The sequence below is a fragment of the Pseudomonas rustica genome, assembly GCF_049959085.1.
GTDB lineage: Bacteria > Pseudomonadota > Gammaproteobacteria > Pseudomonadales > Pseudomonadaceae > Aquipseudomonas > Aquipseudomonas rustica.
The window spans coordinates 774,828-799,670 of the sequence record NZ_CP188200.1 but is presented as its reverse complement, the minus strand read 5'-3'; the positions used below and the strand labels follow the sequence as shown (position 1 = coordinate 799,670).

Sequence of the window (24,843 nt, the reverse complement as noted above, 5' to 3'; positions counted from 1 at the left end):
AAATGGGGGCTTCAAAGCAAAAGATCGCAGCCTTCGGCAGCTCCTACATGGAATGCGTTTCCTGTAGGAGCTGCCGAAGGCTGCGATCTTTTTGTTTTCAGGCGTTAAGCGATATCGCGCAACTCACGTCGCAGAATCTTCCCGACCGGCGTCATCGGCAACGATTCGCGCAGCACGATGTGCTTCGGCACTTTGTACGCGGTGAAATTCTCTTTGCAGTACGCCTTCAGCTCTTCCAGGCTGACGCCGGTTTCCCGCGCCACCACAAACAGCTTCACCGCCTCGCCCGAACGCTCGTCCGGCACACCGATCACCGCGCAGTTGGCGACTTTCGGGTGAGCCATCACCACGTCTTCGATCTCGTTCGGGTACACGTTGAAACCGGAGACGATGATCATGTCCTTCTTGCGATCAACGATGCGCACGAAACCGTCCGGATCGATTACCGCGATGTCGCCGGATTTGAACCAGCCTTCAGCATCCAGCACTTCGGCGGTGGCCTCGGGTTTGTTCCAGTAGCCCTTCATGATCTGCGGGCCTTTGATGCACAGTTCGCCACGCTCGCCCATTGGCTGCTCGACGCCATCATCGTTGATCACTTTCAACAACGTGCCCGGTACCGGCAAACCGACCGTGCCCAGGCGCGATTGATCGCCGTACGGGTTGGTGCAGGCCACCGGCGAGGTTTCGGTCAGGCCGTAGCCTTCGGTGATGCGGCAACCGGTCATTTGCTCCCAACGCTCAGCGGTGGCTTTGACCAGTGCGGTGCCGCCGGAGTTGGTGAGTTTCAGGCTGGAGAAATCCAGGGTCTTGAAATCCGGGTGATCCATCAGCGCAACGAACAGTGTGTTCAGACCCAGCAACGCCGAGAAACGCCAGTTCTTCAGCTCTTTGATGAAGCCGGCAATGTCGCGCGGATTGCTGATCAATACGTTGTGGTTGCCGGAGACCATCATGCACATGCAATTCGCGGTGAACGCATAGATGTGGTACAGCGGCAGCGGCGCGATCATCACCTCCTGACCTTCGCGCAGCAGTGGCTGACCGTCCGGCCCGAGCTGCGCCAGACACGCGCGCACTTGCTGCATGTTCGCCACCAGATTGCCGTGGGTGAGCATCGCGCCCTTGGCCAGACCGGTGGTGCCGCCGGTGTATTGCAGCACGGCGATGTCGTCGAGGCTGACCTTCAACGGCTTGATGCCCAAGCCCCGGCCCATGCGCAGCGCACTCTTGAAGGAGATCGCCTGCGGCAGCGAATACGCCGGCACCATTTTTTTCACTTTGCTGACCACGGTGTTGATCAGCCAGCCTTTGGCGGTGGGCATCAAGTCGCCCATCTTCGCTTCGATCAGGTATTGAATGTCAGTGTCGGGCAGCACTTCCTGGACTTTCTGGCCGAACATGTTCAGGTACACCAACGCACGTGCGCCGGAATCCTTGAACTGGTGACGCATTTCCCGCGCGGTGTACAGCGGGTTGGTGTTGACCACGATCAGCCCGGCGCGCAAGGCACCGAACACGGCAATCGGGTAATGCAGGACGTTGGGCATCTGCACGGCGATGCGATCGCCCGGCACCAGATCGGTGTGCGCTTGCAGGTAACCGGCGAAAGCGGCGCTTTGACGTTCGAGCTCGGCGTAGGTCAGGGTCACGCCCATGTTGCTGAATGCCGGGCGATCCGCGAACTTCTTGCAGGAGCGCTCAAACACCTCGATCACCGACTTGAACTCACCCATGTCGATGTCCAGCGGTACGCCGGCCGGGCGTTTGTCGTTCCAGAAATCAGGTTGCATTGTTCTTGTCCTCTTTACCTGAGCCGATCCGGGCCGCTTTCTGTCATTTCTGAAAAAGCGGAGCTTCACGGACACTAGCAGTTATGGCCATTGAGGCAAATACGGGCAAAGCCGTCATTGATCGTGTGAATCTTAGTCCCGTGGCGTGGGCTGATCAGACGCGCTATACAATGTGCCGACTCTGAGCAAAGGAATCGCCATGATCCACCACACCCTATGGCTGGACGCGAGTGACCGCAGCCGCCTGTTCGTCAACCAATGGCTGCCCGCCGCGCCGTTGAAAGCGGTGATCCTGCTGGCCCACGGCATGGCCGAACACAGCGGCCGATATGCCCGTTTGGCCGACACGTTTTGCGACAAAGGTTATGGCGTTTACGCGCCGGATTTGCGCGGACATGGCAAAACTGCCGAACACGGTACGCTCGGACATTTCGCCGACGACGATGGCTGGTGCAAGGTGCTGGGTGATTTGGCGAGCCTCAATCAACACATCGGCCAGCAGCACCCCGGCGTGCCGATCATCCTGCTCGGCCACAGCATGGGCAGCTACCTCGCGCAGGCCTATCTGCTGCACCACAGCGCCAGTTTGCAGGGTGCGATTCTCAGCGGTTCGAACTTCCAGCCGGTGGCGCTTTATGGCGCGGCACGGCAGATCGCCCGACTGGAAAAACTGCGCCAGGGCGGCAAGGGGCGCAGTGCGCTGATCGAGTGGTTGTCGTTCGGCTCGTTCAACAAAAAATTCAAACCGGTGCGCACGCCGTTCGACTGGCTCAGCCGCGATCCGGCTGAAGTCGATCTGTACGCCAACGACCCGTTGTGTGGCTTTCGCTGCACCAATCAGCTGTGGATCGACTTGCTCGGCGGCTTGCAGCAAATCAGCAAAGCGTCCAATCTCGCCCAGATCAACCCGGGCCTGCCGTTGCTGGTGATTGGCGGCGAATGTGATCCGGTGAGTGAAGGCAAGCGTCTGACTGATCTGGCCAACGCTTTGCGCTCGGCCGGCAGCCAGAACCTGCAACTGCAGATCTACCCGCAGGCGCGGCACGAATTGTTCAACGAAACCAATCGCGATGAGGTGATTGCCGATGTGCTGGCCTGGATCGATCAGGTGCTCAGCCATCCGCGCCCGCAACGCAGCGAATAATTTTTTGTGGATTTATTTAATCCGTCACAGGAATCGAGACCGATGACCCAGGTTACCAACATCCCTTACGAAGCCCTCGAAGTCGGCCAGACCGCCAGCTACAGCAAGACCGTCGAAGAGCGCGACATTCAGCTGTTCGCCGCGATGTCCGGCGACCACAACCCGGTGCACCTGGACGCCGAGTTCGCCGCCGCCAGCATGTTCAAGGAGCGCATCGCTCACGGCATGTTCAGTGGCGCGTTGATCAGCGCCGCCGTGGCGTGCGAAATGCCTGGGCCGGGCACTATTTATATCGGTCAGCAGATGAGCTTTCAGAAGCCGGTGAAGATTGGCGACACGCTGACGGTGCGTCTGGAAATCCTCGAGAAACTGCCGAAATTTCGCGTGCGCATTGCCACTCGCGTGTTTAACCAGCGTGATGAGTTGGTGGTAGATGGTGAGGCAGAGATTCTGGCACCGCGTAAGCAGCAGACGGTGACATTGCCGACATTGCCGGCGATTAGTATTGGTTGATTGATTGGCGGGGTGTCAGGTAGAGCTTTTCCCCCTCACCCCAGCCCTCTCCCCCAAGGGGGCGAGGGGGGAAGGGAGCCGATTTTCATGCTTTTCAAAACTTGAGTTCACCTCAGATCGCTCAGGTCGATGTACCTCCAACATCCAATCCGGTCAGTCCCCTCTCCCTCCGGGAGAGGGCTAGGGTGAGGGGCTCTTGCTTTTACTTTCCCCCATGCATAAAAAAACGCCAAACTAGCTGGCGTTTTTTGTTACCGGCGTACGCTTAAGAGCGTGCGCGAGCCTGGTTACGCAGGGCTTTCACCTGGTCGTGGTTGCGTTGTACGCCGTGGTACTGACGTTCAACCAGGTCACGAATGCCCACCAGGTTGTGCTTGTTGATTTTTTCCAGTGCTTCTTTGTAAGCCTTCAGCGCATGGTCTTCACCACGTTCGGCTTCGTTCAGCACAGCCTCTTCGTCTTTGCCGGTGAACATCGCTTTAACGTCGACCCAGCGACGGTGCAGATCACCGCTGACGCTGGTGGAAGTTTCCGGATCGCCGCCCAGTTTGCGAACTTCAGCTTGCAGCTCAGCTGCAGCGGTAGCGCAATCGGCAGAGCGGGTCACGAACAGGGTTTTCAGTTCTGGATGCTTGATGTCTTCAGCGCAAGTCTTGAACCCTTCCTGACCGTCCTTGCTGGTTTCAATCAGGTCATTGAGTACAGAGATGGCTTCTTTATTCATGTCGGTCATTTTTCAATTCCTTGCGATCGGTGGAAGATGCAAGGGATATTGCAGTGTGCGTGCCAGTTTTTACTCCGAAAGAAAACATATATAAATCAACAACTTAAATATAAATGAACTATCTGTATTGCGGTTATTTGCATGATCTGTCATTTGGCCTGCATGCAGAATGCCTGTATTTTCCAATCTGATTTGAAGCCAGACGATCCTTTTGATGAATCCCGAAAAACTCGAACTGCTGATCACCCGAGAAATGCCCTTCGGCAAGTACAAGGGCCGGATCATCGCCGACCTGCCAGGCCCTTACTTGAACTGGTTCGCCCGTGAAGGTTTCCCGCACGGCGAACTCGGCGGATTGCTTGCACTGATGCAGGAGATCGACCATAACGGTTTGTCCGAGCTGCTCGAACCACTGCGTGCCAAACATGGCAAACCCGCCCCGCGCCACTGAAGCGCCCTCCTCTATAGAGCCAGCCGCCATGCCCGATAACACCCTGCGCGCCCGTGATGAAGCTTTTTGGCAAATGTTTGTCGGCCGTTATGACGTCCAGCCCGGCCCGATCAATCTGGAGAACGGTTACTTCGGACGCATGTCGCGCACGGTGATCGAGGAATACCAGCGCAACATCGAGCTGATCAACACCAGCAATTCGGTGTATGTGCGCCAGCGCTACGAGCAATACGACAACCTCGACATCCGCGCACAATTGGCCGAGCTGATCGGCGTGCGCGCGCAAAGCGTGGCGTTTACCCGCAATGCCACTGAAGGCCTGCAATCGCTGATCCGCAACTACAACCGCCTGCAACCCGGCGATCAGGTGCTCATCTGCGACCTCGAATACGATACGGTCAAAGGTGCCATGCGCTGGCTAGCCAAGCATCGCGGGGTCGAAGTCATCGAAATTGACCACGCGCATCCGGCGACTTTCGAGAGCCTGCTGGCCACCTACCGCGAAACCTTTATTCGTCACCCGAAACTGAAACTTATGGCGCTGACGCACGTCACCCATCGCACCGGTCTGGTGATGCCGGTGCAGGCCATCGCCGCGCTGGCCAAAGAGCATGGCGTCGACATCATCCTTGATGGCGCCCACGCCCTCGGCCAGATCGAATTCGACTTCGAAGCCCTCGGCATCGCCTTCGCCGCGTACAACCTGCACAAATGGATCGGTGCACCGCTGACCCTCGGTTTCCTCTATATCGCTCCGCAGCGGCTGGCCGATATCGACCCGGACATGGGCGAGATGCACTACCCGGTCAACGATATCCGCTCGCGCACCTCGTACAGCACACCGAACATTCCGGCGCTGATGACCTTGCCGCTGGTGTTCGAAGAGCATCGCTCGCTCGGCGGCGCAGCGGCCAAAGGGGCGCGAATCAATTACCTGCGCAACCTGTGGGTCAGCGCCGTGCGCCAGTTGCCGGGCATCGAAGTGATGACGCCAGACGATCCACGCTTGTATTGCGGGATCACTGCGCTGCGTTTCACTCGCCATGACAATCAACAGGCGATGGCCGAGCGTCTGCTCAACGAATACAACCTGTTCACCGTGGTGCGCACGGGCGCCGCCTGCGGACCGTGCATTCGCATCACGCCGGGGCTGACCACCACCGCTGCCGAGATGCAATTGCTCACGCGCGCGCTGAACGAGCTGCGCTGAATCGCCTAAACGGTGTATTTGTCGAAGTCCTCGGGTTTGATCTGCGACGACACCGCAAAGGTGTCGATGCCGATGGTCAGGTGGCCGAAGAAACCGTCCTCGTGGGAGTCGCGGCCGATCGGCCAAACGGTCAGGGTCGACGCCTCGCCGCCCATGTCGGCAAAGAAACTGTCCTGAGTATTGTTCAACGCTGTTGAGGCGCGACCGCGATAGGCTTTGGCGTTGAGCACCGAGCGCGACACTACTTCGGGGAAATACAACTGACCGACCCACGCCACGTTGCGCTCTTCGAGGTACTCGGTACCCGTGACCATGCGCACCGCCACATGGATGTGCAACGCACGACCGGCGTAGAACCCCGGATAAATCGTGGTAAAGCGCTCCCTGCCCTTGTGATCACAGAACTGACTGCCGCGCAGGTAGGTGTCATCGTCGGTGCGCGGGATCGAACCGATGGCTTCGGCGTCGACTTCGAGATCCGGGTTGATCCGGCTCCAGCCCGAGTACGCACCGCGAGCGTTGCAATGCCAGATGTCCACCAGCGCGCCGCTCACCGGTTCACCGGTCATGGCATCGACGATGGTCAGGCGTAGCAGCAGCGGCAAGCCTTCCGCACCTTCGCTGATGTTGCGGCGCAGCAATTGCGGGTTGCGAAAATATGGCCCGGCGATTTGCTCGGGGGCCAGTTGATACACCAGGTTCGGTGAGGGTGTTGCAGCGTCTCGATCCATGATGCGTTCTCTCTTCCATAAGAGTACGCAGATTAGCGCCACGCAATCGCCTGTGTGCGGTAACTATGTATCGCGTCGTAACTCCAGGCTGCGATCTTTTTGGCCTAGCCATTTGAAAGCAAGATCAAAAGATCGCAGCCTCGTTGCACTCGACAGCTCCTACATTGCATCCCGTATCAACGCCCTGTAGGAGCTGCCGAAGGCTGCGATCTTTTGATGTTGGCTTTTCTGCGGGCAAAAAAAAACGGTGCGCCGACCGAGCGCACCGTAAAGCCGTAGAACACACAACGAAGTGTTTGGTAACAATCAGTCCAGCAGCGCCAACGCCTCAGCGGTGCATTCCTGAATGCGGGCCCAGTCGCCGTTCTTGATCCACTCCGGATCAAGCATCCAGCTACCGCCCACGCACATGACGTTTTTCAGCGCCATGTAGCTTTTGATGTTGGCCGGGCCGACGCCGCCAGTCGGGCAGAATTTCACTTCGCCGAACGGTCCGCCGAGGGCTTTGATTGCTGCGACGCCACCGCTGACTTCCGCCGGAAACAGCTTGAAGCGGCGATAACCCAGACCGTAGCCTTCCATGATGCCGGAGGCGTTGCTGATGCCCGGCAACAGCGGAATCGGGCTGTCGACGCTGGCTTCCAGCAGGTCACGGGTAATGCCTGGGGTGACGATGAATTGCGAGCCGGCAGCTTCGGCCGCCGCGAGCATGTTGCGATCGAGCACGGTGCCGGCACCGGTCATCAGTTCCGGACGCTGGTCGCGCAGGATCTGAATGGCCTTGAGGCCGAACTGCGAACGCAGGGTCACTTCCAGCGCGGTCAGACCACCGGCGGCCAAGGCGTCGGCCAGCGGCAGCACGTCCTGTTCGCGGGCGATGGTGATCACCGGCAGGATCCGCGCCTTGGCGCAGAGGCTGTCGATCAGGGCAACTTTGTCCGCCATGGAAACGGTCGGGGATGGGGTTGTCATAGCGGCTGTTCCTTGGCTCATGGGCACCAGTAAATCTCTAACGTAGGTTGCAGAAACGCGCGCACCGGCATGGCGGCGACGTCATCGGATGCCAGCGCGGCATTCAGGGTGGTCAGTTTCGACTGACCGGAAATCGACAGAATCTTGTGTTTCGCCGAAGCCAGCAGCGCACGGCTCATGGTCAGGCGCTGACGCGGCACGCTCGGCGCCAGCATCGGCCAGCAACGGCGGGTGCCATCGGCTTGCAGCGCTTCGGCCAGGTTCGGACTGTTCGGGAACAGCGATGCGGTGTGGCCGTCATCGCCCATGCCCAGCACCAGCACGTCAATCGGCGGCAATTCGGCGAGCAAGCGATCAGCCTGTTCAGCCGCCTGCTCGACGTTCGCCGCAGCGCTATAAAGGCTGAGAAACTGTGCCTTGGCCGCCGGGCCTTTGAGCAGGTATTGCTTGAGCAGACCGGCATTGCTGTCGGCATGTTCAACCGGTACCCAGCGCTCGTCGGCGAGGGTCACGACGACCTTCGACCAGTCCAGTTCCTGTTTGGCCAGATGCTGGAAAAACGCCACCGGGCTACGACCGCCCGACACCACCAGCACCGCGTTGCCGCGTGCCTCAATGGCCTCGCTCAATTGCTTGGCGACATTCAGCGCCTGACCTTCAGCCAACAGCACCGGGCTCTTGAATTCGTGAGCGTTTACGCCCGCAGGCAGTTGCACATTAGATATCGCCATACCACGACCTCCCGTCCCGCGTGATCAATGCAATGGAGCTCATCGGCCCCCACGACCCGGCCGCGTACGGCTTGGGCGCGTCACCGGATTTTTTCCAACCGGCGATCAACTGGTCACACCATTTCCACGCGGCTTCGATTTCATCTTTACGGACAAACAGGTTCTGATTGCCGTTCATCACTTCCAGCAACAACCGCTCGTAGGCATCAGGGATCCGCGCGCTACGCCAGGTGTCAGAGAAATTCAATTGCAGCGGCCCGCTGCGCAGTTGCATGCCTTTGTCCAGGCCCTGCTCTTTGGTCATCACGCGCAAGGAAATGCCTTCGTCCGGTTGCAGGCGGATGATCAGTTTGTTGCTGATCTGCAAGCGCTGCTCGGGGGCGAAAATGTAGTGCGACGGTTCCTTGAAGTGGATAACGATCTGCGACAACTTCTGCGGCATACGCTTGCCGGTGCGCAGGTAGAACGGCACGCCGGCCCAGCGCCAGTTGCGGATGTCGGCACGCAAAGCGACGAAGGTTTCGGTGTCGCTCTGGGTGTTGGAATTTGGTTCTTCGAGGTAACCCGGTACGGATTTGCCTTCGCTGTGGCCGGCGATGTACTGGCCGCGCACCACTTGCGTAGTCAGGCCTTCCGGACTGATCGGCGCCAATGCTTTGAGCACTTTTACTTTTTCGTCACGGATGCTGTCGGCAGACAGGTCAGCCGGTGGATCCATGGCGATCAGGCAGAGCAGCTGCAACAGGTGATTCTGGATCATGTCGCGCAGCTGGCCGGCCTTGTCGAAGTAGCCCCAACGGCCTTCGATGCCAACCTTCTCGGCCACGGTGATTTCCACGTGGGAGATGTAATTCTGGTTCCACTGGGTTTCGAACAGGCTGTTGGCGAAACGCAGCGCGATCAGGTTCTGAACGGTTTCTTTGCCCAGATAGTGGTCGATACGGTAAGTGCGGTTCTCCGGGAAGAACTGCGCCACGGCATCGTTAACCTTGCGCGACGATTCGAGGTCGGAGCCGATTGGTTTTTCCAGCACCACGCGGGTGTTTTCTGCCAGACCGACGCTCGCCAGGTTCTCGCAGATCGCGCCGTACACCGCTGCCGGTGTGGCGAAGTAAGCAATCATGCGTTGCGTGCTGCCGGCCTGTTCGGCCAGCGCGACATAGTCTTCAGCCTTGAGGAAGTCGACGTGCAGGTAGCTCAGGCGCGCAAGAAAGCGCTCGGCCACGGCTTCGTCCAGCTCTTTGCCGACATAGCGGCGCAGTTCGGCGGCGATGAACGCCAGGTGCTGCTGCTCGGTGCCGTCTTCACGGGCCAACGCGATGATGCGCGTGTCCTCGTGCAACAGATCGGCGCCATCCAGGTGATACAGGGCAGGAAACAGCTTGCGCAGGGCCAGATCGCCGAGAGCGCCGAACAAGGCAAAGGTGCACGGTTCAACCGTAATCGAAGGCATGATGTTTGTTCTTTTATCAAGTTAAGCTACAAATACCTTTTTTCAAGGCATCACTCAAGGGAAAATGTAGTAATAACCACAACATTTTCGCAAAATACAGATTCCGAGTGGTGGTCGGTCGGAGCCATCAGTAGGATAGGCCACCGTGACGGGCCACATCAAAGGCCCAATTTGCATAGATCAGCGCACCTTTGCGCTGGTGAATTAGGAATTCCATATGGACCGCGTGCGAAATTTACTGGAACAGATCCAGAGTCGCCTTGAAGACCTGAACAAGGCCGAACGCAAAGTCGCCGAGGTGATCCTGCTCAACCCACAGCAGGCCACCCGCTTCAGCATCGCCGCCCTCGCCCAGGCCGCGTCGGTGAGCGAACCGACGGTCAACCGTTTCTGCCGTTCGTTCGGTGTCAGCGGCTACCCGGAACTCAAGCTGCAATTGGCGCAGAGCCTGGCCAGTGGCGCGGCGTACGTCAGCCGCGCGGTCGAGGCCGATGACAATCCCGAGGCCTACACGCAAAAGATTTTCGGCAGCGCCATCGCCTCGCTGGACAGCGCTTGTCAGGCGCTGGATCCGAACCTGATCAGCCGCGCCGTCGACCTGTTGATTCAGGCACGGCAGATCCACTTCTTTGGTCTCGGCGCCTCGGCACCGGTGGCGCTGGATGCGCAGCACAAGTTTTTCCGTTTCAACCTGGCGGTTACCGCGCACGCCGATGTGTTGATGCAGCGGATGATTGCTTCGGTGGCGCACACCGGTGAGCTGTTCGTGATCATTTCCTACACCGGGCGTACCCGTGAACTGGTGGAAGTGGCGCGCATTGCTCGCGAGAACGGGGCTTCGGTGCTGGGTTTGACGGCGGAGAATTCGCCGCTGGCCAAGGCCAGTACGTTGAGCCTGAACATTCCGCTGCCGGAAGACACCGACATCTATATGCCGATGACTTCGCGGATCATTCAGTTGACCGTGCTGGATGTGTTGGCGACCGGGATGACCTTGCGGCGCGGGGTGGATTTCCAGCCGCATCTGCGCAAGATCAAAGAGAGCTTGAATGCCAGCCGGTATCCGGTTGGGGATGAATTTAATTAGGACGCTTCGCGTAAAAGATCGCAGCCTTCGGCAGCTCCTACAGGGGTTGATCGTTCCCACGCTCTGCGTGGGAATGCAGCCCGTGACGCTCCGCGTCACTGGACGCGGAGCGTCCCTTGAGCCATTACCACGCAGAGCGTGGGAACGATCATCAAGCCGCCGCCCACGCCTGCAAACTCAAATGCGCCTTCTCCCCCGGCGCCAGGTGCAGACTGTCCGTCCCGCCCGCCGCCGCTTCAACACAGACAAACTCCGAAATCTCATCCCACGTCACGCCCAATAATGGCCGCGCCCCGGGATGCCAGACCACCGTGTCGGCACTGTCGCCGGTATCAATGCACAACTCGCGCTGCCAGGCGTGATCTTTCAGCTGTAATTCGCCGTCATGCTGGAACACTCGCTGACACCCGCCATCCACCCGTAATTCGCCTTCTTGCTGACAAGACTGGCGGCTCAACTGGTCGTAACCCTGCGCCCCTTCGAGTCCAGACAGCGCTATCTCACCAACATCGCCAATACGCCAGTAAGCGTGCAAAGCCTGGCTCAACTGGCACGGCATGTCGTCCTGATGCTCGGTGCTCAGGCGCAGATCCATGCGTTCGCCAAGGTGCGCGTGCAGATCAACCTGCCAGTCGCACAGTTGCAATTGCCAGTGCAAACGCACGCCGTCGTCGGCGGTGCTGCTGTCGAGTAATTTCCAGTCGAGCAAACGCGCCCAGCCATGCGACGGCCATGCGTTCTCACTCGGATGACGGCCATACCACGGCCAGCAGACCGGCACACCGCCACGGATCGCCCCGACATGCGGCCACTTTGCCGCACACCACAACCACGGTTTCTGCCCGCGCGGCTGAAAGTGCAGCAACTGCGCGCCCTGACGACTGAACACCGCCTGACACAGCGGGTGATCGATCACCAACACGTCGCGCATCTGATAGCGCTCCCAGGCGAATATCGGCTGTTCGCGCAGGGATTTGAAGAAGCGTTGTAGCGGATGCTCATGCATGGGCCACGGTCCTGAAAATCATGGGGGTATTCAAATTCCACATTGCTGTTGTGGCGAGGGAGCTTGCTCCCGCTGGGCTGCGAAGCGGCCCCTGAATCATTCACTGCGGTGTGTCAGTCAAATCTCATCAGCAGCGTTTACGACTGCTGCGCAGCCGAGCGGGAGCAAGCTCCCTCGCCACAGAGGCATTACCTATGATTGCATCGACCTGTGTCACAAAAAAAAGCGGACAGCCTTAGCTGTCCGCAAATATGCGCACATAGAGAGGAGCTTATCGCAGACGCGTTAGAACGTAGACTGAATTTTCAGGCCAGCGACCAATGCGTTGTCCACATCATCCACACCGCCCGGGTGAGTGATGTACTGAAGGTTAGGACGTACGGTCAGCCAGTTTGTTACGTGGAAGCCGTAGTTGATTTCGTAGTTGTATTCGGTTTCACGAATCGGCGAGAACACCGGATTGTCGTAATCCGACACACCGTTGGAAACGTTGAGCAGCTCGGCGTTTTTCTTCACGTCATCGTTGACGTGGATACGTGCCGCGCCGATACCGACGTCATCCTTCGGACGTGCGTCGAACGGGCCTTTGTAGACAAACATCACCGACTGGTAGTTGTCGATGAAGTTGGTGTCTTTGTCGTGGAACGTGGCGTTGGCCGCGATGTTCAGACCGCGAGAAGCATCACCGTTGTGGCTGGTGAGTTGCTGTTGCGCCACAAACCAGTAGCCGCTTTTGCTGCTGTGGGTTTTGTACGCATCGCCCGTGGTAGCCGCGTCGAAACCGTTGACGTCTTCACGGACGTCGTCGGCATCGGCCGTGCTCTTGTAGTAACCGACGCGGTATTCGCCCGGCAGGCTGTTGACCTTCGGCGACCAGACCAATTCAACCGGCAACACAGTCCCTTTGGTACCACTGCCGCTGAGTTTGAAGCCGTTGCCGTGTTCCAGCTGCGACGGGTTCTGGTTGTAAGCACCGATTTGCGCGTAGAGCTCGTCGTTGATGTTGTACTTCACGCGGATCGCGGCCTGGCTGACTGGCCAGTTGTACCAGATGTTGGTGGCCCAGTTACCCACTTGGGAACCGCAGAACGCCAGGTTCTGGAAGTCGCACGGGAAGGTGTTGAAGTCTTCGCCTTCACCGAAGTAACCGGCCTTGACGTCGAGTTTGTTGTCGAAGAACTGGTGCTGAATCCACAATTGGGTCAGACGCACCATGTGGCCACGACCGTAAACTTCCTGCGAGGAGCTCAGGGTGCCGGCACGCGGATCGCCAACACGGTCGTTGGAGATGTTGTAACCGTTACGGTTGGTCAGCTGGATCTTCGCCTGAGTGTTGTCCCAGCCCCACAGCTTTTGCAGATCGAGTGCCACGCCCAGACCGAACTGGTCAGCGTAACGCGCAGTCTTGTCGTCGTTGTAGCCACCGTTCAGGTTGCCACCGACTTCCCCAACGTAGTCGGCCTTGATGTCGATACCCTGCTCGATCAGCTTGGTACGCTCGCCACCCCAGTCGCCCGTCATCCATTTCGAATCGGAGCTGAAGGCATCCGCCGCCATGGCGTTACCGGCCAGCACCAATGCCGCCGCAGCTGATACTTGGCAGATCAACCGGGCATTGACGTGTTTCTTTTTCATCCCTACATCCTCGTCTTTATTGTTATTAACTGTTTTTATCTAACGCGGTTTACATAAATTGCGATGGATTACAGGCAATCCGCCGCGTGCTCCTTTGTAGGAGTGAGCCTGCTCGCGATAGCGGTGTGTCAGGTAACAACTACATCAACTGACAGGACACAATCGCGAGCAGGCTCACTCCTACATTGATCTTCAGCGGCCTTTGAATTGGGCCACGTTCGCAGACCGCGCATCGGTCTGTGGTTGGCCGGCAGTGCCGAGGCGCTCGCCGGTGTTGGCATCGAACAACAACACTTTCGACGGATCGAATTGCAGCGTCAGGCTTTCGCCCACCTGCGGTGCCACGTCCGGCGCCAGACGGCAGCAGACTTTGGTTTCATTCAAATTGACGAATACCAGCGTGTCCGGACCGGTCGGCTCGGTGACCTGCACTTCGGCACGAATGCTGGGCAGGCCATTGCCCTCGCCGTTCGACAGAACGATCTGCTCCGGGCGCAGACCGAGGATCACTTCGCGATCTTCAAGACCGGCATCCTGCATGCTCATCGGCAGCTCGCAACGGGCCTGACCGCTGTCGAGCAGCGCCAGCAGACGACCGTCCTTGCGTTGCAGGCGCAGCGGAATGAAGTTCATCGGCGGCGAACCGATGAAGCTCGCGACGAACAGGTTGGCCGGATCGTTGTAGATCTCTTTTGGCGTGCCGAACTGCTGAATGATGCCGTCCTTCATCACCGCCACTTTGTCGCCCAGGGTCATTGCTTCGATCTGGTCGTGGGTCACGTAGACCGTGGTGGTTTTCAGACGCTGGTGCATCAGTTTCATTTCGGTGCGCATCTCGACGCGTAGCTTGGCGTCGAGGTTGGACAACGGTTCGTCGAACAGATAAATCTTCGGCCGACGTGCCAGGGCACGGCCCATCGCCACACGCTGTTGCTGACCACCGGAGAGCTGACCCGGTTTACGGTTCAGCAAATGTTCGATCTGCAGCAGCTTGGCCACACGCGCGACTTCTTCGTCGATCGCCGCCTGAGGCATCTTGCGAATTTTCAGGCCGAATTCGATGTTCTCGCGCACGCTCATGGTCGGGTACAGCGCGTAGGACTGGAACACCATGGCGATGTCACGATCCTTCGGGCTCATGCCACTGACGTCTTGATCACCGATCATGATCGCGCCGCCGGTGATGGTTTCGAGACCGGCGATGCAGTTCATCAACGTCGATTTGCCGCAGCCCGACGGGCCGACGAGGATCAGGAATTCGCCTTCCTTGATCGACAGTTCGATGTTCTTCAGGGTGTCCGGCAGGCCGGCACCGTAGGTCTTGTTTACGTTGCGAAGTTCGAGCGTTGCCATGATTACCCCTTGACTGCGCCGGCCGTCAGCCCGCGCACGAAATACTTGCCTGCGACCACATAGACCAGCAGGGTCGGCAGGCCGGCGATCATCGCCGCTGCCATATCAACGTTGTATTCCTTGGCGCCGGTGCTGGTGTTGACCAGGTTGTTCAGCGCCACCGTGATCGGTTGCGAATCACCGCTGGAGAACACCACACCGAACAGGAAGTCGTTCCAGATCTGGGTGAATTGCCAGATCAGGCAGACCATGATGATCGGCGTCGACATCGGCAGAATGATGCGGCGGAAAATCGTGAAGAAACCCGCACCATCCAGACGTGCGGCTTTCACCAGCGCATCCGGAATGCTCACGTAGTAGTTACGGAAGAACAGCGTAGTAAACGCCAGACCGTAAACCACGTGGATAAACACCAGGCCGGTGGTGGTGCTCGCCAGGCCCATTTTGCCGAGGGTGAACGAGGCCGGCAGCAGCACGGTCTGGAACGGCAGGAAGCAACCGAACAACAGCAGACCGAAGAACAACTGCGAACCACGGAAGCGCCAGAACGACAGCACGTAACCGTTCAACGCACCGATGGCGGTGGAGATGATCACGGCCGGAACGGTGATCTTGATCGAGTTCCAGAAGTAACCGTCAACCGTGGCCCAGGCTTTGACCCAGCCGATACCGCTGACCACGGTCGGCCAGCTCAGCAGGTTGCCGGTGCTGATGTCTTCCGGGGTCTTGAAGCTGGTCAGCAACATAACCACCAGCGGCACCAGATAAAGCAGGACAGCGAGGATCAGCACCGCATAGATCGCGATGCGACTCAGGCTGATAGCAGGTTTGGCAGCGAGACTAGTCATTGCGCTTGGTCCTCAGCTCGGAATACAGGTAAGGCACGATGATCGCGAGGATCGCACCGAGCATCAGAATCGCACTGGCCGAGCCCATGCCCATCTGGCCGCGACTGAAGGTGAAGGAATACATGAACATCGCGGGCAGGTCGGAGGAGTAACCCGGACCACCGGCGGTCATCGCCGCGACCAGGTCGAAGCTCTTGATCGCGATGTGCGCCAGAATCATCACGGCACTGAAGAACACCGGACGCAGGCTTGGCAGCACGACTTTCCAGTAGATCATCGGCATGCTTGCGCCATCGATCTGGGCGGCACGGATGATCGATTGATCAACGCCACGCAGGCCGGCGAGGAACATCGCCATGATGAAGCCCGAGGCTTGCCAGACAGCAGCGATCACCAGGCAATACACCACGCGATCAGGGTCGATCAGCCAGTCGAGACGGAAGCCTTCCCAGCCCCAGTCACGCAACAATTTGTCCAGGCCCATGCCCGGGTTGAGCAGCCATTTCCACGCGGTACCGGTGACGATCATCGAGAGCGCCATCGGGTACAGGTAAATGGTGCGGATAAAGCCTTCGCGACGGATGCGCTGGTCGAGGAACACCGCCAGCAACACACCGATCACCAAGGTGATGCCGATGAACATGCCGCCGAACACCGCGAGGTTTTTGCTCGCGACCCACCAGCGATCGTTGTCGAACAACCGCGCGTATTGCGCCAGACCGGCCCACTTGTAGTTGGGCAGGAAAGTCGAGGTGGTGAACGACAGCACGAACGTCCACAGGATGTAGCCATAGAAGCCCACCAGAACGATGAACATGCTCGGCGCCAGCACCAGTTTTGGTAGCCAGCGCTGCAATGCATCGAACGGCGAGGCCTTGCTGAACACAGCAACAGAACTCATGGGGAAATCCATCAAAAAAAGAGAAGAGCAGCTACAAGCCGCAAGCTGCAAGCTGCGAGACCGATAGAGCTCAAGCTTGTAGCTTGTAGCTTGCGGCTCGCAGCTTGCCGTTACGGCCTATTTAGCGGACTTGATCGCTGCGCCGAGTTTCTTGGCGGTGTCGGCCGGGTCGGCTTTCGGGTCGTTGATGTAGTTGGTCACGACATCAAAGAACGCGCCTTGCACGGCCAGCGTGGTCGCCATGTTGTGCGCCATGCTTGGTTGCAGGCCGCCGGATTTGGCGTCAGCCAGGAAGTCTTTGGCAGCGGTCTGTGCGCAGGAGTCGAAGCCCAGCGCTTCCATGTTGTTCAACATGTCGTTGCGAACCGGGATCGAGCCTTTGTTGATGCTGAAGACTTTCTGGAAGTTTTCACCCAACACGACTTTGGCAATGTCTTTCTGACCGGCCGCAGTGCCTGCGTCTTTCTGCTTGAACACAGCCAGCGAGTCGATGTTGTAGGTGAACGCTTTATCGGTGCCCGGGAAGGCTACGCACTCGTAATCCTTGCCGGCGATTTTCTTGGCGGCAGTCCATTCGGACTTGGCCCAGTCACCCATGATCTGCATGCCGGCCTTGCCGTTGATGACTTTGGCCGCTTCCAAGTTCCAGTCCTGACCTTTGCCGTCGACGTCCATGTAGGTCGCGACTTTCTTCAGCTCGGTCAGTGCCTTGACCATCTCCGGACCGGTCAGCGCGCCGTTGTCCAGATCAACCAGGGCTTTCTTGTAACCATCAACACCCATGACCGACAGCACCACGGCTTCGAACACGGTGCTGTCCTGCCAAGGCTGACCGCCGTGAGCCAGCGGAATGAAGCCCGCAGCCTTCAGCTTGTCGCCCGCAGCGTAGAATTCTTCGAGGGTGGTCGGGTTCTTGGTGATGCCGGCTTTCTTGAAGACTTCCGGGTTGATCCACAGCCAGTTCACGCGGTGAATGTTCACCGGCACGGCCACGTAATCACCGTCGTACTTGACGGTATCGGAGACTTTCTTGTCGAGCAGGCTGTCCCACTTTTCCGACTTGGCGACGTCTTTCAACACGTCGGTGTCGAGCAGGCCGGTCGATGCCCATTCCTGGATGTCCGGGCCTTTGATCTGAGCAACGCCAGGCGGGTTGCCGGCGACTGCACGGCTTTTCAGCACGGTCATGGCAGTGGCACCGCCACCACCGGCGACAGCGCCGTCTTTCCAGGTGAAACCGTCTTTTTCGACTTGAGCCTTGAGCACATCAACAGCGGCTTTTTCGCCACCGGACGTCCACCAGTGCACGACTTCGACCGAACCTTTGGATTCGGCAGCAGAAACACTGAGAGGCAGAATTGCGAGCGGGAACAGGGAGGCGACAGAAATGACAGTAGCGAGGCGAGAAATCGCATTCATCTGAGATGTACCTTTCTTGTTGTTATGCATGCAAGTCTGGTGCTTGCGCTGCACAGGAGTTTAAACAGGGCGATTCCCTTCGCAGGTAACGAAGGGACGCGCGAATGTCACCGTATGGTTACACAGGAATCTCTTGAGACAACTGCGCCAAAGCAGTCGCCATGCTCGGTGACAAGGGTAGACGAGGGATCAGCACCGCTTGCCAGGCGTGATACAGATCGGGTTTGCCCGCCCAGATATCGGCACTTGGGACGTTTTGCGGGTTGAGTTCGTGGTGCCAACTGCCGTCGCAACGATCGATGAAATGCGTTTCGCAGAATTCCCAGAACAGCCGATACCAGGTTTCGTATTGCTCATCGCCGGTGCGCTTGAGCAAGGCACTGGCGGCGGCGCTGGCTTCGGCGTGCGTCCAGTGCAAGCGATGACGGACGACGGCTTTGTTGTTCCAGTCGAGGGTGTAAACGATGCCCGGCAAACCATCGACGTTCCAGCCGTTGCGGCAATTGTTTTCGAAGAGTTTCTGCGCATCGGTCGCCAGCCAACCCGGCGTGAGCATGCCGGCCTGCACCCGCGCTGCTTCGAGGTGCAGCAACAGCCGCGCCCACTCGAAACCGTGGCCCGGCGTGGTGCCGTAAGGGCGAAAACCGTCAGCCGGATTGTCGTGGTTGTATTCGCGCAGCGGTTGCCAGTCGCGATCGAAGTGTTCGATGACCATGTAACCGTTGCCGGCAGCGTGAGCGTGGATCACCCGCTCAACGATGCGTTGCGCGCGCACCAGCCAGCGCGGGTCTTCGGTGACATCGGCCAGCGCGAGGAATGCTTCGGTGGCGTGCATGTTGCTGTTGGCGCCGCGATAGGCTTCTTCTCCGCTCCAGTCGCGATTGAAGAATTCGCGCATGGCGCCCTCTTCTTCGCTCCAGAAATAGGTGTCGATGATGTCGATCGCATCATCCAGCAACGCTTGCGCGCCGGGGCGTTTTGCGGCCACAGCAGAGCTGGCGGCCAGCGCGACGAAGGCATGCAGATAGGCGTTTTTGCCGGTGTTGTCGTCGCGGTGTTCGGCGACGGCGAACCAGCCACCGTGCAACGCATCACGCAACGGCCCGCGCAGTGCGGCGATGCCGTGATCGACCAGTTCAGCGAAACCCGGCAAGCCCTGAATATGGGCCATGGCGAAGCTGTGGGTCATGCGCGCGGTGTTCATGGTTTCGGCTTGCGCGTTCGCTGGCAGGCGGCCGAGTTCGTCGAGGTTACCGAAACCTTGCGGGAGTTTTGCAGCCTTGGCGAAATCCAGCAGACGCAGGCCTTCAGCGGCAAGCCATTGCTGGTGGGCAGGGGCGTTCAGCCAACTGCTGAAGCCGGGTTGGAAGCGATCCATGGGTGGCCTTTTTTGTTGTTATGACTGCGGGGAGTCTAAACAACGGGCCGGGGCGGGCTTGTAACGAAGGGGGCGGGTTTTGTCACCAGGCTGTGACATTGGAAAGAGCAAAGTCAAAAAGATCGCAGCCTTCGGCAGCTCCTACAGGGATCAGTGTAGGAGCTGCCGAAGGCTGCGATCTTTTGATCTTCAGTCCGCGGAACGCGGCAATTGCAGGGTCACCCGCAACCCACCCTCACGCAGATTCTGCAACGTCACTTCGCCGCCATGACTGTGGGCGATGTTGCGCGCAATGCCCAATCCCAGGCCATACCCCTGCTGCTGCCCCGCCAACCGGAAGTGCGGCTCGAACACCTGCTCCAGCCGCTGCTCCGGCACGCCAGGGCCTTCATCATCAACGTGCAAGACAAACGCGCTGTCATCGTCATCGATGTGCAAATGCGCGTTCTGCCCGTACTTCAACGCGTTGTCGATCAAGTTGCCAATGCAGCGTTTCAGCGCCAACGGCTTGCCCGAATACGCCGCCAGTGCCCGGCCCTGTTGGGTCACGCGGCCATTGCCGTTTGGCGCCAGATACGGCTCGACCAGACAGTCGAGCACATGATTGAGATCGACCGGTTCAATGTTCTCGTGGATGTCGGTGTCTTTCACGCATTGCAGCGCGCCTTTGACCAGCAACTCCAACTCGTCGAGATCGCGGCCGAACTTGGCTTGCAGTTGCTCGTCTTCAAGCAATTCCACGCGCAAACGCAATCGCGTGATCGGTGTGCGCAGGTCATGGGAAATAGCACTGAACAACTGGCTGCGTTCGGTCAGGTAACGGCTGATGCGTTCGCGCATGCTGTTGAACGCGCGCCCCACTTCCACCACTTCACTGCCGCCGCCCTCCGCCACCGGCTCAACGTCGGCACCCAGCGACATGTCCCGCGCCGCACGTGCCAGACGCTTGAGCGGACGGCTCTGCCAGTGCACCAGCACGCCGATGAACAACAACAGAAAGCCACTGGTGAGGACGATGAACCACACCTGCTGCGACGGCAGGCCTTGTTCTTCAAGACTGGTGTACGGCTCGGGCAGCAACGAGGCGATGTACAGCCATTCGCCCGGCGCCATCTGGATTTGCGTGACCAGAACCGGCGGATTGACCGGCTCGAGGGTCAACGCGTAATGCGCCCACGAGCGTGGCAATTCATCGAGTTTCAGCCCGGCATTGAAGATCCGCAGATCCTCGGGACTGACAAAGGTCACCGAAATATCGGTGTCATGACCGAGGGTCTGGCGCAGCACTTCGTCGACCGCTTTCATCACTGCGGCTTTACGCGGGGTGACCGGCAAAACGTCCATGCCCAGCGGTTTGTCATTGAGCGTCACGACAAATCGGGTGCCGCCCATGCTGCGCAATTGATCGAGCACCAGTGGGCGATAAGCCACTGGCAACGAGCGGAAATAACTGACGCTGGCGGTCATCGAATGGGCGAGGCTGCGGGCGCTGGTGACCAGGCCTTCGAGCTGGGTGGCGCGCAGTTGCGAGACCCAGATCACGCTGGACAACGTCTGCGCGAACAGCACGGCGAGCAAGGTCAGCAGCAACATCCGCCCGAGCAGCGAGCGCGGCACTGGTACCTTGGCGGCGAGTTTACGCAGCGACTCAGTGACCATTGCCGGCAACCACATTGGCTGCCAATTGGTAACCGCTGCCGCGCACGGTGCGGATCAGTCGTGGCGGTTTTTCCGTATCGCGCAGGCGTTGGCGCAAGCGGCTGACGGCCATGTCGACGATGCGATCGAGCGGCATCAGGTCGCGGCCACGGGTGGCGTTGCCGATGGTGTCGCGGTCGAGGATTTCCTGCGGATGATCGAGGAACAGTTTCAGCAGGGCGAAGTCGGCGCCGGAGAGAATCACTTCTTCGCCGTCGGTGTGAAAGAGACGATGACTGACCATGTCCAGCCGCCATTCATCAAATGCCAGCACTTCGCTGCCATTACGTTCCTGACCGAATTGCGCGCGGCGCAGCAGGGCTTTGATCCGCGCTTGCAGTTCGCGAGGGCTGAAGGGTTTGCCGAGGTAGTCGTCAGCGCCGAGTTCGAGTCCGATTACGCGATCGGCTTCGTCGGAACTGGCGGTGAGCATGATAATCGGCACCTGCGCCTGACGCGGATGCTGACGCACCCAGCGGCACAGGCTGAAGCCGTCCTCGTCGGGGAGCATGACATCGAGGATCACCAGATCACTCGGCGCCTCGTTGAGTGCCTGACGGAAACTGGCGCCATCGGCCGTGGCACGTACCTGAAACCCGGCGCGGGTCAGGTAGGTTTCCAGCAACTCGCGTATTTCCTGGTCGTCATCGACCAACAATATCGACTTGTTGACTGAGCTCACTTCGAAGGCATCCTTGTTGTTGGAATTGGGGCGGATTATGCCTGATGAACCGATCGTTCCCACGCTGATCGTTCCCACGCTCTGCGTGGGAATGCCTCTGGGGACGCTCCGCGTCCAGTGACACGGAGCGTCACGGGCTGCATTCCCACGCGGAGCATGGGAACGATCTCACGCTTCAGCCTGCCTGTTCCAGAGCCACACCCGCGCCCATCAGCCCGGAATACGGCGCTGTCACCAGCCACACCGGTATGCCTTTGAAATAATCACTCATGCAGCCCTTATCCGCAAAGCTGCGGGCAAAACCGCTTTCGAGGAAGAAATCGGCAAACCGTGGAATCACGCCGCCAACGATAAACACCCCGCCACGCCCACCCGTGGTCAGCACGTTATTGCCGGCGACACGGCCGAGCCAGCAGCAGAATTGCTCGAGCACTTCCAGCGCAATCGGATCACCCGCCAGACCGGCCGCGGTAATCGCTTCCGGCGTATCGAGTGTCGGTTCATGTCCGTCCACCGCGCAGATCGCCCGGTAAACCCGCGGCAAACCGCCGCCGCTCAACGCCGTCTCGGCGCTGACATGGCCGATTTCGTTATGGATGTGCTGCCACAATTGCGTTTCACGCGGGCTGCTCAGCGGCAGATCGACGTGACCGCCCTCGCCCGGCAATGCGGCAAAACGGCCTTCGCCCAAATCGAGCAAAGTGCCCACGCCAAGGCCAGTGCCCGGGCCGATCACCACCGCCGGGCGCAACGGCTCCGGCGTGCCTTCGCAGACCACGCGAAATTCGCCCGGCTGCAAACGGGTCATGCCCAGCGCCATTGCCGAGAAGTCGTTGACCAGCAACAACTGCTCGACCTGCAAGGTTTTGCAGAACGCCGTGCGGCTCAGCCGCCAGTGGTTATTGGTGAATTTAAATTCATCACCACTGACCGGACCGGCCACCGACAGGCACACCGAACCGATCGAACCCGGCGCCAGACCGAGCCCGCTCAGGTAAAGGCTGATCGCCTCTTCCGGGCTGGCGTGGTCGGCGGTGGCCAAGACCTGAACCGATTGCAGTTGCTGATCTTTCCACAACGCAAACCGTGCGTTGGTGCCTCCGATGTCACCGACCAAAGCCAGTTTCAATTAAGCGTCTCCAGGGCAGAAGTGAAGGCGCTGGCGCCCTGCTCTGCCGAGCTGAAGGCCATGCGCATAAAGCCGAACAGTTCGCGGCCGCTGCCGATGTTGTTGCCCAACAGGCCTTTGGCGGGTTCGCGCGCTGCAAATTCTGCGGCGTCGACTTTAAGTTCCAAAGTGCCTTTGACGCCATCGACGCGGATGATATCGCCCTCTTGCACGCGTGCCAAAGCGCCGCCGACATAAGCTTCGGGGCTGACGTGAATCGCCGCCGGAATTTTCCCCGAGGCACCGGACATGCGTCCGTCAGTCACCAGCGCGACTTTGAAGCCGCGATCCTGCAGCACACCGAGGAACGGCGTCATCTTGTGCAACTCGGGCATGCCGTTGGAGCGCGGGCCCTGGAAGCGCATCACGGCGACAAAATCTTTTTCCAGCAGACCGGCCTTGAACGCGTCGGCCAGATCCTGCTGATCCTGGAACACCATCGCTGGCGCTTCGACGATCTGGTTTTCCAGCGCAACGGCGGAAACCTTCATCACACCGCGACCGAGGTTGCCCTCCATCACCCGCAGACCGCCCTCTTGGGAGAACGCACGGGCAACCGGGCGCAGGATGTTCTCGTCGAGGCTGTCGACCGGGCCTTCACGCCAGACCAATTCGCCGTTATCGAGGAACGGTTCCTTGGTGTATTTGCTCAGGCCGTGGCCGAGCACGGTGTTGACGTCTTCGTGAAGCAGACCGGCGCCAAGCAGTTCGCGGATCAGGAACGACATGCCGCCCGCAGCCTGGAAATGGTTGATGTCGGCTTTGCCGTTCGGATAGACGTGGCTCAGGGTCGGCACGACTTCGGAGAGGTCGGCCATGTCCTGCCAGGTCAGTTGAATGCCGGCGGCCATGGCGATGGCCGGCATGTGCAGGGTGTGGTTGGTCGAACCGCCGGTGGCGTGCAGCGCAACGATCGAGTTGACCAGCGACTTCTCGTCGACGATTTCGCCGATCGGCATGAAGTTGCCGTTTTGTTTGGTCAGGCGCGTCACCTGGTGCGCGGCTTCGCGGGTCAGCGCGTCACGCAGCGGCGTGTTCGGGTTGACGAACGAGGCGCCCGGCAAGTGCAGGCCCATGACTTCCATCAGCAACTGGTTGGTGTTGGCGGTGCCGTAGAACGTGCAGGTGCCCGGGCTGTGGTAGGACTTCATCTCCGATTCCAGCAGCTCTTCGCGGGTCGCTTTGCCTTCGGCGTACTTCTGGCGCACGTCGGCTTTTTCCTTGTTGGAAATCCCCGAGACCATCGGCCCGCCCGGCACGAAAATCGTCGGCAAGTGGCCGAAACGCAGCGAACCCATCATCAGGCCCGGCACGATCTTGTCGCAGATGCCGAGCATCAGCGCGCCGTCGAACATGTTGTGTGACAGCGCCACCGCTGTAGACATGGCGATCACTTCGCGGCTCGGCAGGCTCAGTTCCATGCCCGGCTCGCCTTGGGTCACGCCGTCGCACATCGCCGGAGTACCGCCGGCGAACTGGCCGACCGAACCGATTTCGCGCAGGGCGTTTTTGATCTGTTCCGGGAACACTTCGTACGGCTGGTGCGCCGAGAGCATGTCGTTATAAGACGAAACAATGGCGATGTTCGCCGAGTTCATCATCCGCAGGCTGTGCTTGTCTTCGCTGCCGCAACCGGCCACGCCATGGGCGAAGTTGGCGCATTGCAGCTTGCCGCGCATCGGCCCGTCAGTGGCGGCGCCGCGAATCAGTGCAAGGTAAGCCTGACGCGTGGCGCGGCTGCGGGCGATAAGCCGTTCGGTGACCTCAAGAACGCGGGGATGCATGTGTAGAACTCCAGGCTAACGGATGTGGCGACCTGATTGTCTATGCTGATCAAACGCCGTTGTTGTTGGAATGACAGACGGTTTTTTTGATCATTCGGACCAGTTGATTCAGGTCACTCGTTGTAGATAAAACAAAATATTGCCATTAAAAAGGCTTGTTTT

Annotated in this window: 22 protein-coding genes; 5 read left to right on the top strand and 17 right to left on the bottom strand. The window is 59.3% G+C overall.

The window, feature by feature from the left end; translation table 11 throughout:
* Nucleotides 1-104 precede the first annotated feature (104 nt).
* Nucleotides 105-1,793: a long-chain-fatty-acid--CoA ligase FadD2 gene (fadD2, locus tag ACP3TY_RS03810; RefSeq protein WP_426619268.1), complete on the bottom strand. Its 1,689-nt coding sequence runs from the start codon at nucleotides 1,791-1,793 to the stop codon at nucleotides 105-107.
* A 199-nt stretch (nucleotides 1,794-1,992) separates the two neighbouring features.
* Between fadD2 and ACP3TY_RS03805 the strand changes: the two genes are divergently transcribed.
* Nucleotides 1,993-2,937, top strand: coding sequence for an alpha/beta hydrolase (locus ACP3TY_RS03805; RefSeq protein ID WP_159812803.1), 945 nt, complete (start codon nucleotides 1,993-1,995; stop codon nucleotides 2,935-2,937).
* Between the two features lie 42 nt (nucleotides 2,938-2,979).
* A complete protein-coding gene (locus tag ACP3TY_RS03800) occupies nucleotides 2,980-3,450 on the top strand; it encodes a MaoC family dehydratase (RefSeq protein ID WP_053123003.1) in 471 nt (156 codons plus the stop codon).
* A gap of 265 nt (nucleotides 3,451-3,715) precedes the next feature.
* Here the strand turns inward: ACP3TY_RS03800 and ACP3TY_RS03795 are convergent, their stop codons facing one another.
* Complete coding sequence (locus ACP3TY_RS03795; protein ID WP_038369175.1) at nucleotides 3,716-4,183, bottom strand: ferritin-like domain-containing protein; 468 nt, start codon at nucleotides 4,181-4,183, stop codon at nucleotides 3,716-3,718.
* A 205-nt stretch (nucleotides 4,184-4,388) separates the two neighbouring features.
* On the opposite strand from ACP3TY_RS03795, the gene ACP3TY_RS03790 reads away from it, so the two are divergent.
* Both ACP3TY_RS03790 and ACP3TY_RS03785 read left to right on the top strand, forming a co-directional pair.
* Nucleotides 4,389-4,625, top strand: coding sequence for a DUF3820 family protein (locus ACP3TY_RS03790; RefSeq protein WP_003213031.1), 237 nt, complete (start codon nucleotides 4,389-4,391; stop codon nucleotides 4,623-4,625).
* Between the two features lie 28 nt (nucleotides 4,626-4,653).
* Nucleotides 4,654-5,835, top strand: coding sequence for an aminotransferase class V-fold PLP-dependent enzyme (locus ACP3TY_RS03785; RefSeq protein WP_426619267.1), 1,182 nt, complete (start codon nucleotides 4,654-4,656; stop codon nucleotides 5,833-5,835).
* A gap of 5 nt (nucleotides 5,836-5,840) precedes the next feature.
* Here the strand turns inward: ACP3TY_RS03785 and ACP3TY_RS03780 are convergent, their stop codons facing one another.
* The 4 genes from ACP3TY_RS03780 to zwf form a co-directional block, all read right to left on the bottom strand.
* Nucleotides 5,841-6,566: an intradiol ring-cleavage dioxygenase gene (locus ACP3TY_RS03780; protein WP_426619266.1), complete on the bottom strand. Its 726-nt coding sequence runs from the start codon at nucleotides 6,564-6,566 to the stop codon at nucleotides 5,841-5,843.
* 306 nt (nucleotides 6,567-6,872) lie between these two features.
* The gene (locus tag ACP3TY_RS03775; RefSeq protein WP_008082815.1) at nucleotides 6,873-7,538 is read right to left on the bottom strand and encodes a bifunctional 4-hydroxy-2-oxoglutarate aldolase/2-dehydro-3-deoxy-phosphogluconate aldolase; all 666 of its coding nucleotides are present in this window, start codon (nucleotides 7,536-7,538) and stop codon (nucleotides 6,873-6,875) included.
* A gap of 17 nt (nucleotides 7,539-7,555) precedes the next feature.
* Nucleotides 7,556-8,269: a 6-phosphogluconolactonase gene (pgl, locus tag ACP3TY_RS03770; RefSeq protein WP_426619265.1), complete on the bottom strand. Its 714-nt coding sequence runs from the start codon at nucleotides 8,267-8,269 to the stop codon at nucleotides 7,556-7,558.
* On the bottom strand, nucleotides 8,256-9,722 hold the full coding sequence (gene zwf / locus ACP3TY_RS03765) for a glucose-6-phosphate dehydrogenase (protein WP_053123011.1): 1,467 nt from the start codon (nucleotides 9,720-9,722) through the stop codon (nucleotides 8,256-8,258). The genes pgl and zwf overlap by 14 nt, the downstream gene beginning before the upstream one ends.
* 226 nt (nucleotides 9,723-9,948) lie before the next feature.
* Between zwf and ACP3TY_RS03760 the strand changes: the two genes are divergently transcribed.
* A complete protein-coding gene (locus ACP3TY_RS03760) occupies nucleotides 9,949-10,809 on the top strand; it encodes a MurR/RpiR family transcriptional regulator (RefSeq protein WP_171057240.1) in 861 nt (286 codons plus the stop codon).
* Nucleotides 10,810-10,960: 151 nt separating this feature from the next.
* On the opposite strand, the gene ACP3TY_RS03755 is transcribed toward ACP3TY_RS03760, so the two are convergent.
* The 11 genes from ACP3TY_RS03755 to edd form a co-directional block, all read right to left on the bottom strand.
* Nucleotides 10,961-11,815 (bottom strand): D-hexose-6-phosphate mutarotase, encoded by an 855-nt coding sequence (locus tag ACP3TY_RS03755; RefSeq protein ID WP_400755821.1) that lies wholly within the window; start codon nucleotides 11,813-11,815, stop codon nucleotides 10,961-10,963.
* 285 nt (nucleotides 11,816-12,100) lie between these two features.
* Nucleotides 12,101-13,450, bottom strand: a complete 1,350-nt coding sequence (locus tag ACP3TY_RS03750) for a carbohydrate porin (protein ID WP_053123015.1) — start codon at nucleotides 13,448-13,450, stop codon at nucleotides 12,101-12,103.
* A 192-nt stretch (nucleotides 13,451-13,642) separates the two neighbouring features.
* Complete coding sequence (locus ACP3TY_RS03745) at nucleotides 13,643-14,803, bottom strand: ABC transporter ATP-binding protein (protein WP_053123017.1); 1,161 nt, start codon at nucleotides 14,801-14,803, stop codon at nucleotides 13,643-13,645.
* 2 nt (nucleotides 14,804-14,805) lie between these two features.
* Nucleotides 14,806-15,651 (bottom strand): carbohydrate ABC transporter permease, encoded by an 846-nt coding sequence (locus ACP3TY_RS03740; protein WP_007917872.1) that lies wholly within the window; start codon nucleotides 15,649-15,651, stop codon nucleotides 14,806-14,808.
* Complete coding sequence (locus tag ACP3TY_RS03735; RefSeq protein ID WP_008082808.1) at nucleotides 15,644-16,552, bottom strand: carbohydrate ABC transporter permease; 909 nt, start codon at nucleotides 16,550-16,552, stop codon at nucleotides 15,644-15,646. The genes ACP3TY_RS03740 and ACP3TY_RS03735 overlap by 8 nt, the downstream gene beginning before the upstream one ends.
* 117 nt (nucleotides 16,553-16,669) lie before the next feature.
* Complete coding sequence (locus tag ACP3TY_RS03730) at nucleotides 16,670-17,971, bottom strand: ABC transporter substrate-binding protein (RefSeq protein ID WP_053123019.1); 1,302 nt, start codon at nucleotides 17,969-17,971, stop codon at nucleotides 16,670-16,672.
* 118 nt (nucleotides 17,972-18,089) lie between these two features.
* Entirely contained in the window at nucleotides 18,090-19,349 is a 1,260-nt protein-coding gene (locus tag ACP3TY_RS03725) for an AGE family epimerase/isomerase (protein ID WP_426619264.1), read from the bottom strand.
* 189 nt (nucleotides 19,350-19,538) lie between these two features.
* Nucleotides 19,539-21,008, bottom strand: coding sequence for an ATP-binding protein (locus ACP3TY_RS03720; RefSeq protein WP_053123022.1), 1,470 nt, complete (start codon nucleotides 21,006-21,008; stop codon nucleotides 19,539-19,541).
* On the bottom strand, nucleotides 20,998-21,729 hold the full coding sequence (locus tag ACP3TY_RS03715; RefSeq protein ID WP_008082801.1) for a response regulator: 732 nt from the start codon (nucleotides 21,727-21,729) through the stop codon (nucleotides 20,998-21,000). The genes ACP3TY_RS03720 and ACP3TY_RS03715 overlap by 11 nt, the downstream gene beginning before the upstream one ends.
* Before the next feature lie 175 nt (nucleotides 21,730-21,904).
* On the bottom strand, nucleotides 21,905-22,858 hold the full coding sequence (locus ACP3TY_RS03710; protein WP_212548881.1) for a glucokinase: 954 nt from the start codon (nucleotides 22,856-22,858) through the stop codon (nucleotides 21,905-21,907).
* On the bottom strand, nucleotides 22,855-24,681 hold the full coding sequence (gene edd / locus ACP3TY_RS03705) for a phosphogluconate dehydratase (RefSeq protein WP_053123026.1): 1,827 nt from the start codon (nucleotides 24,679-24,681) through the stop codon (nucleotides 22,855-22,857). Before edd ends, ACP3TY_RS03710 begins: the two co-directional genes overlap by 4 nt.
* Between the last annotated feature and the right edge of the window lie 162 nt (nucleotides 24,682-24,843).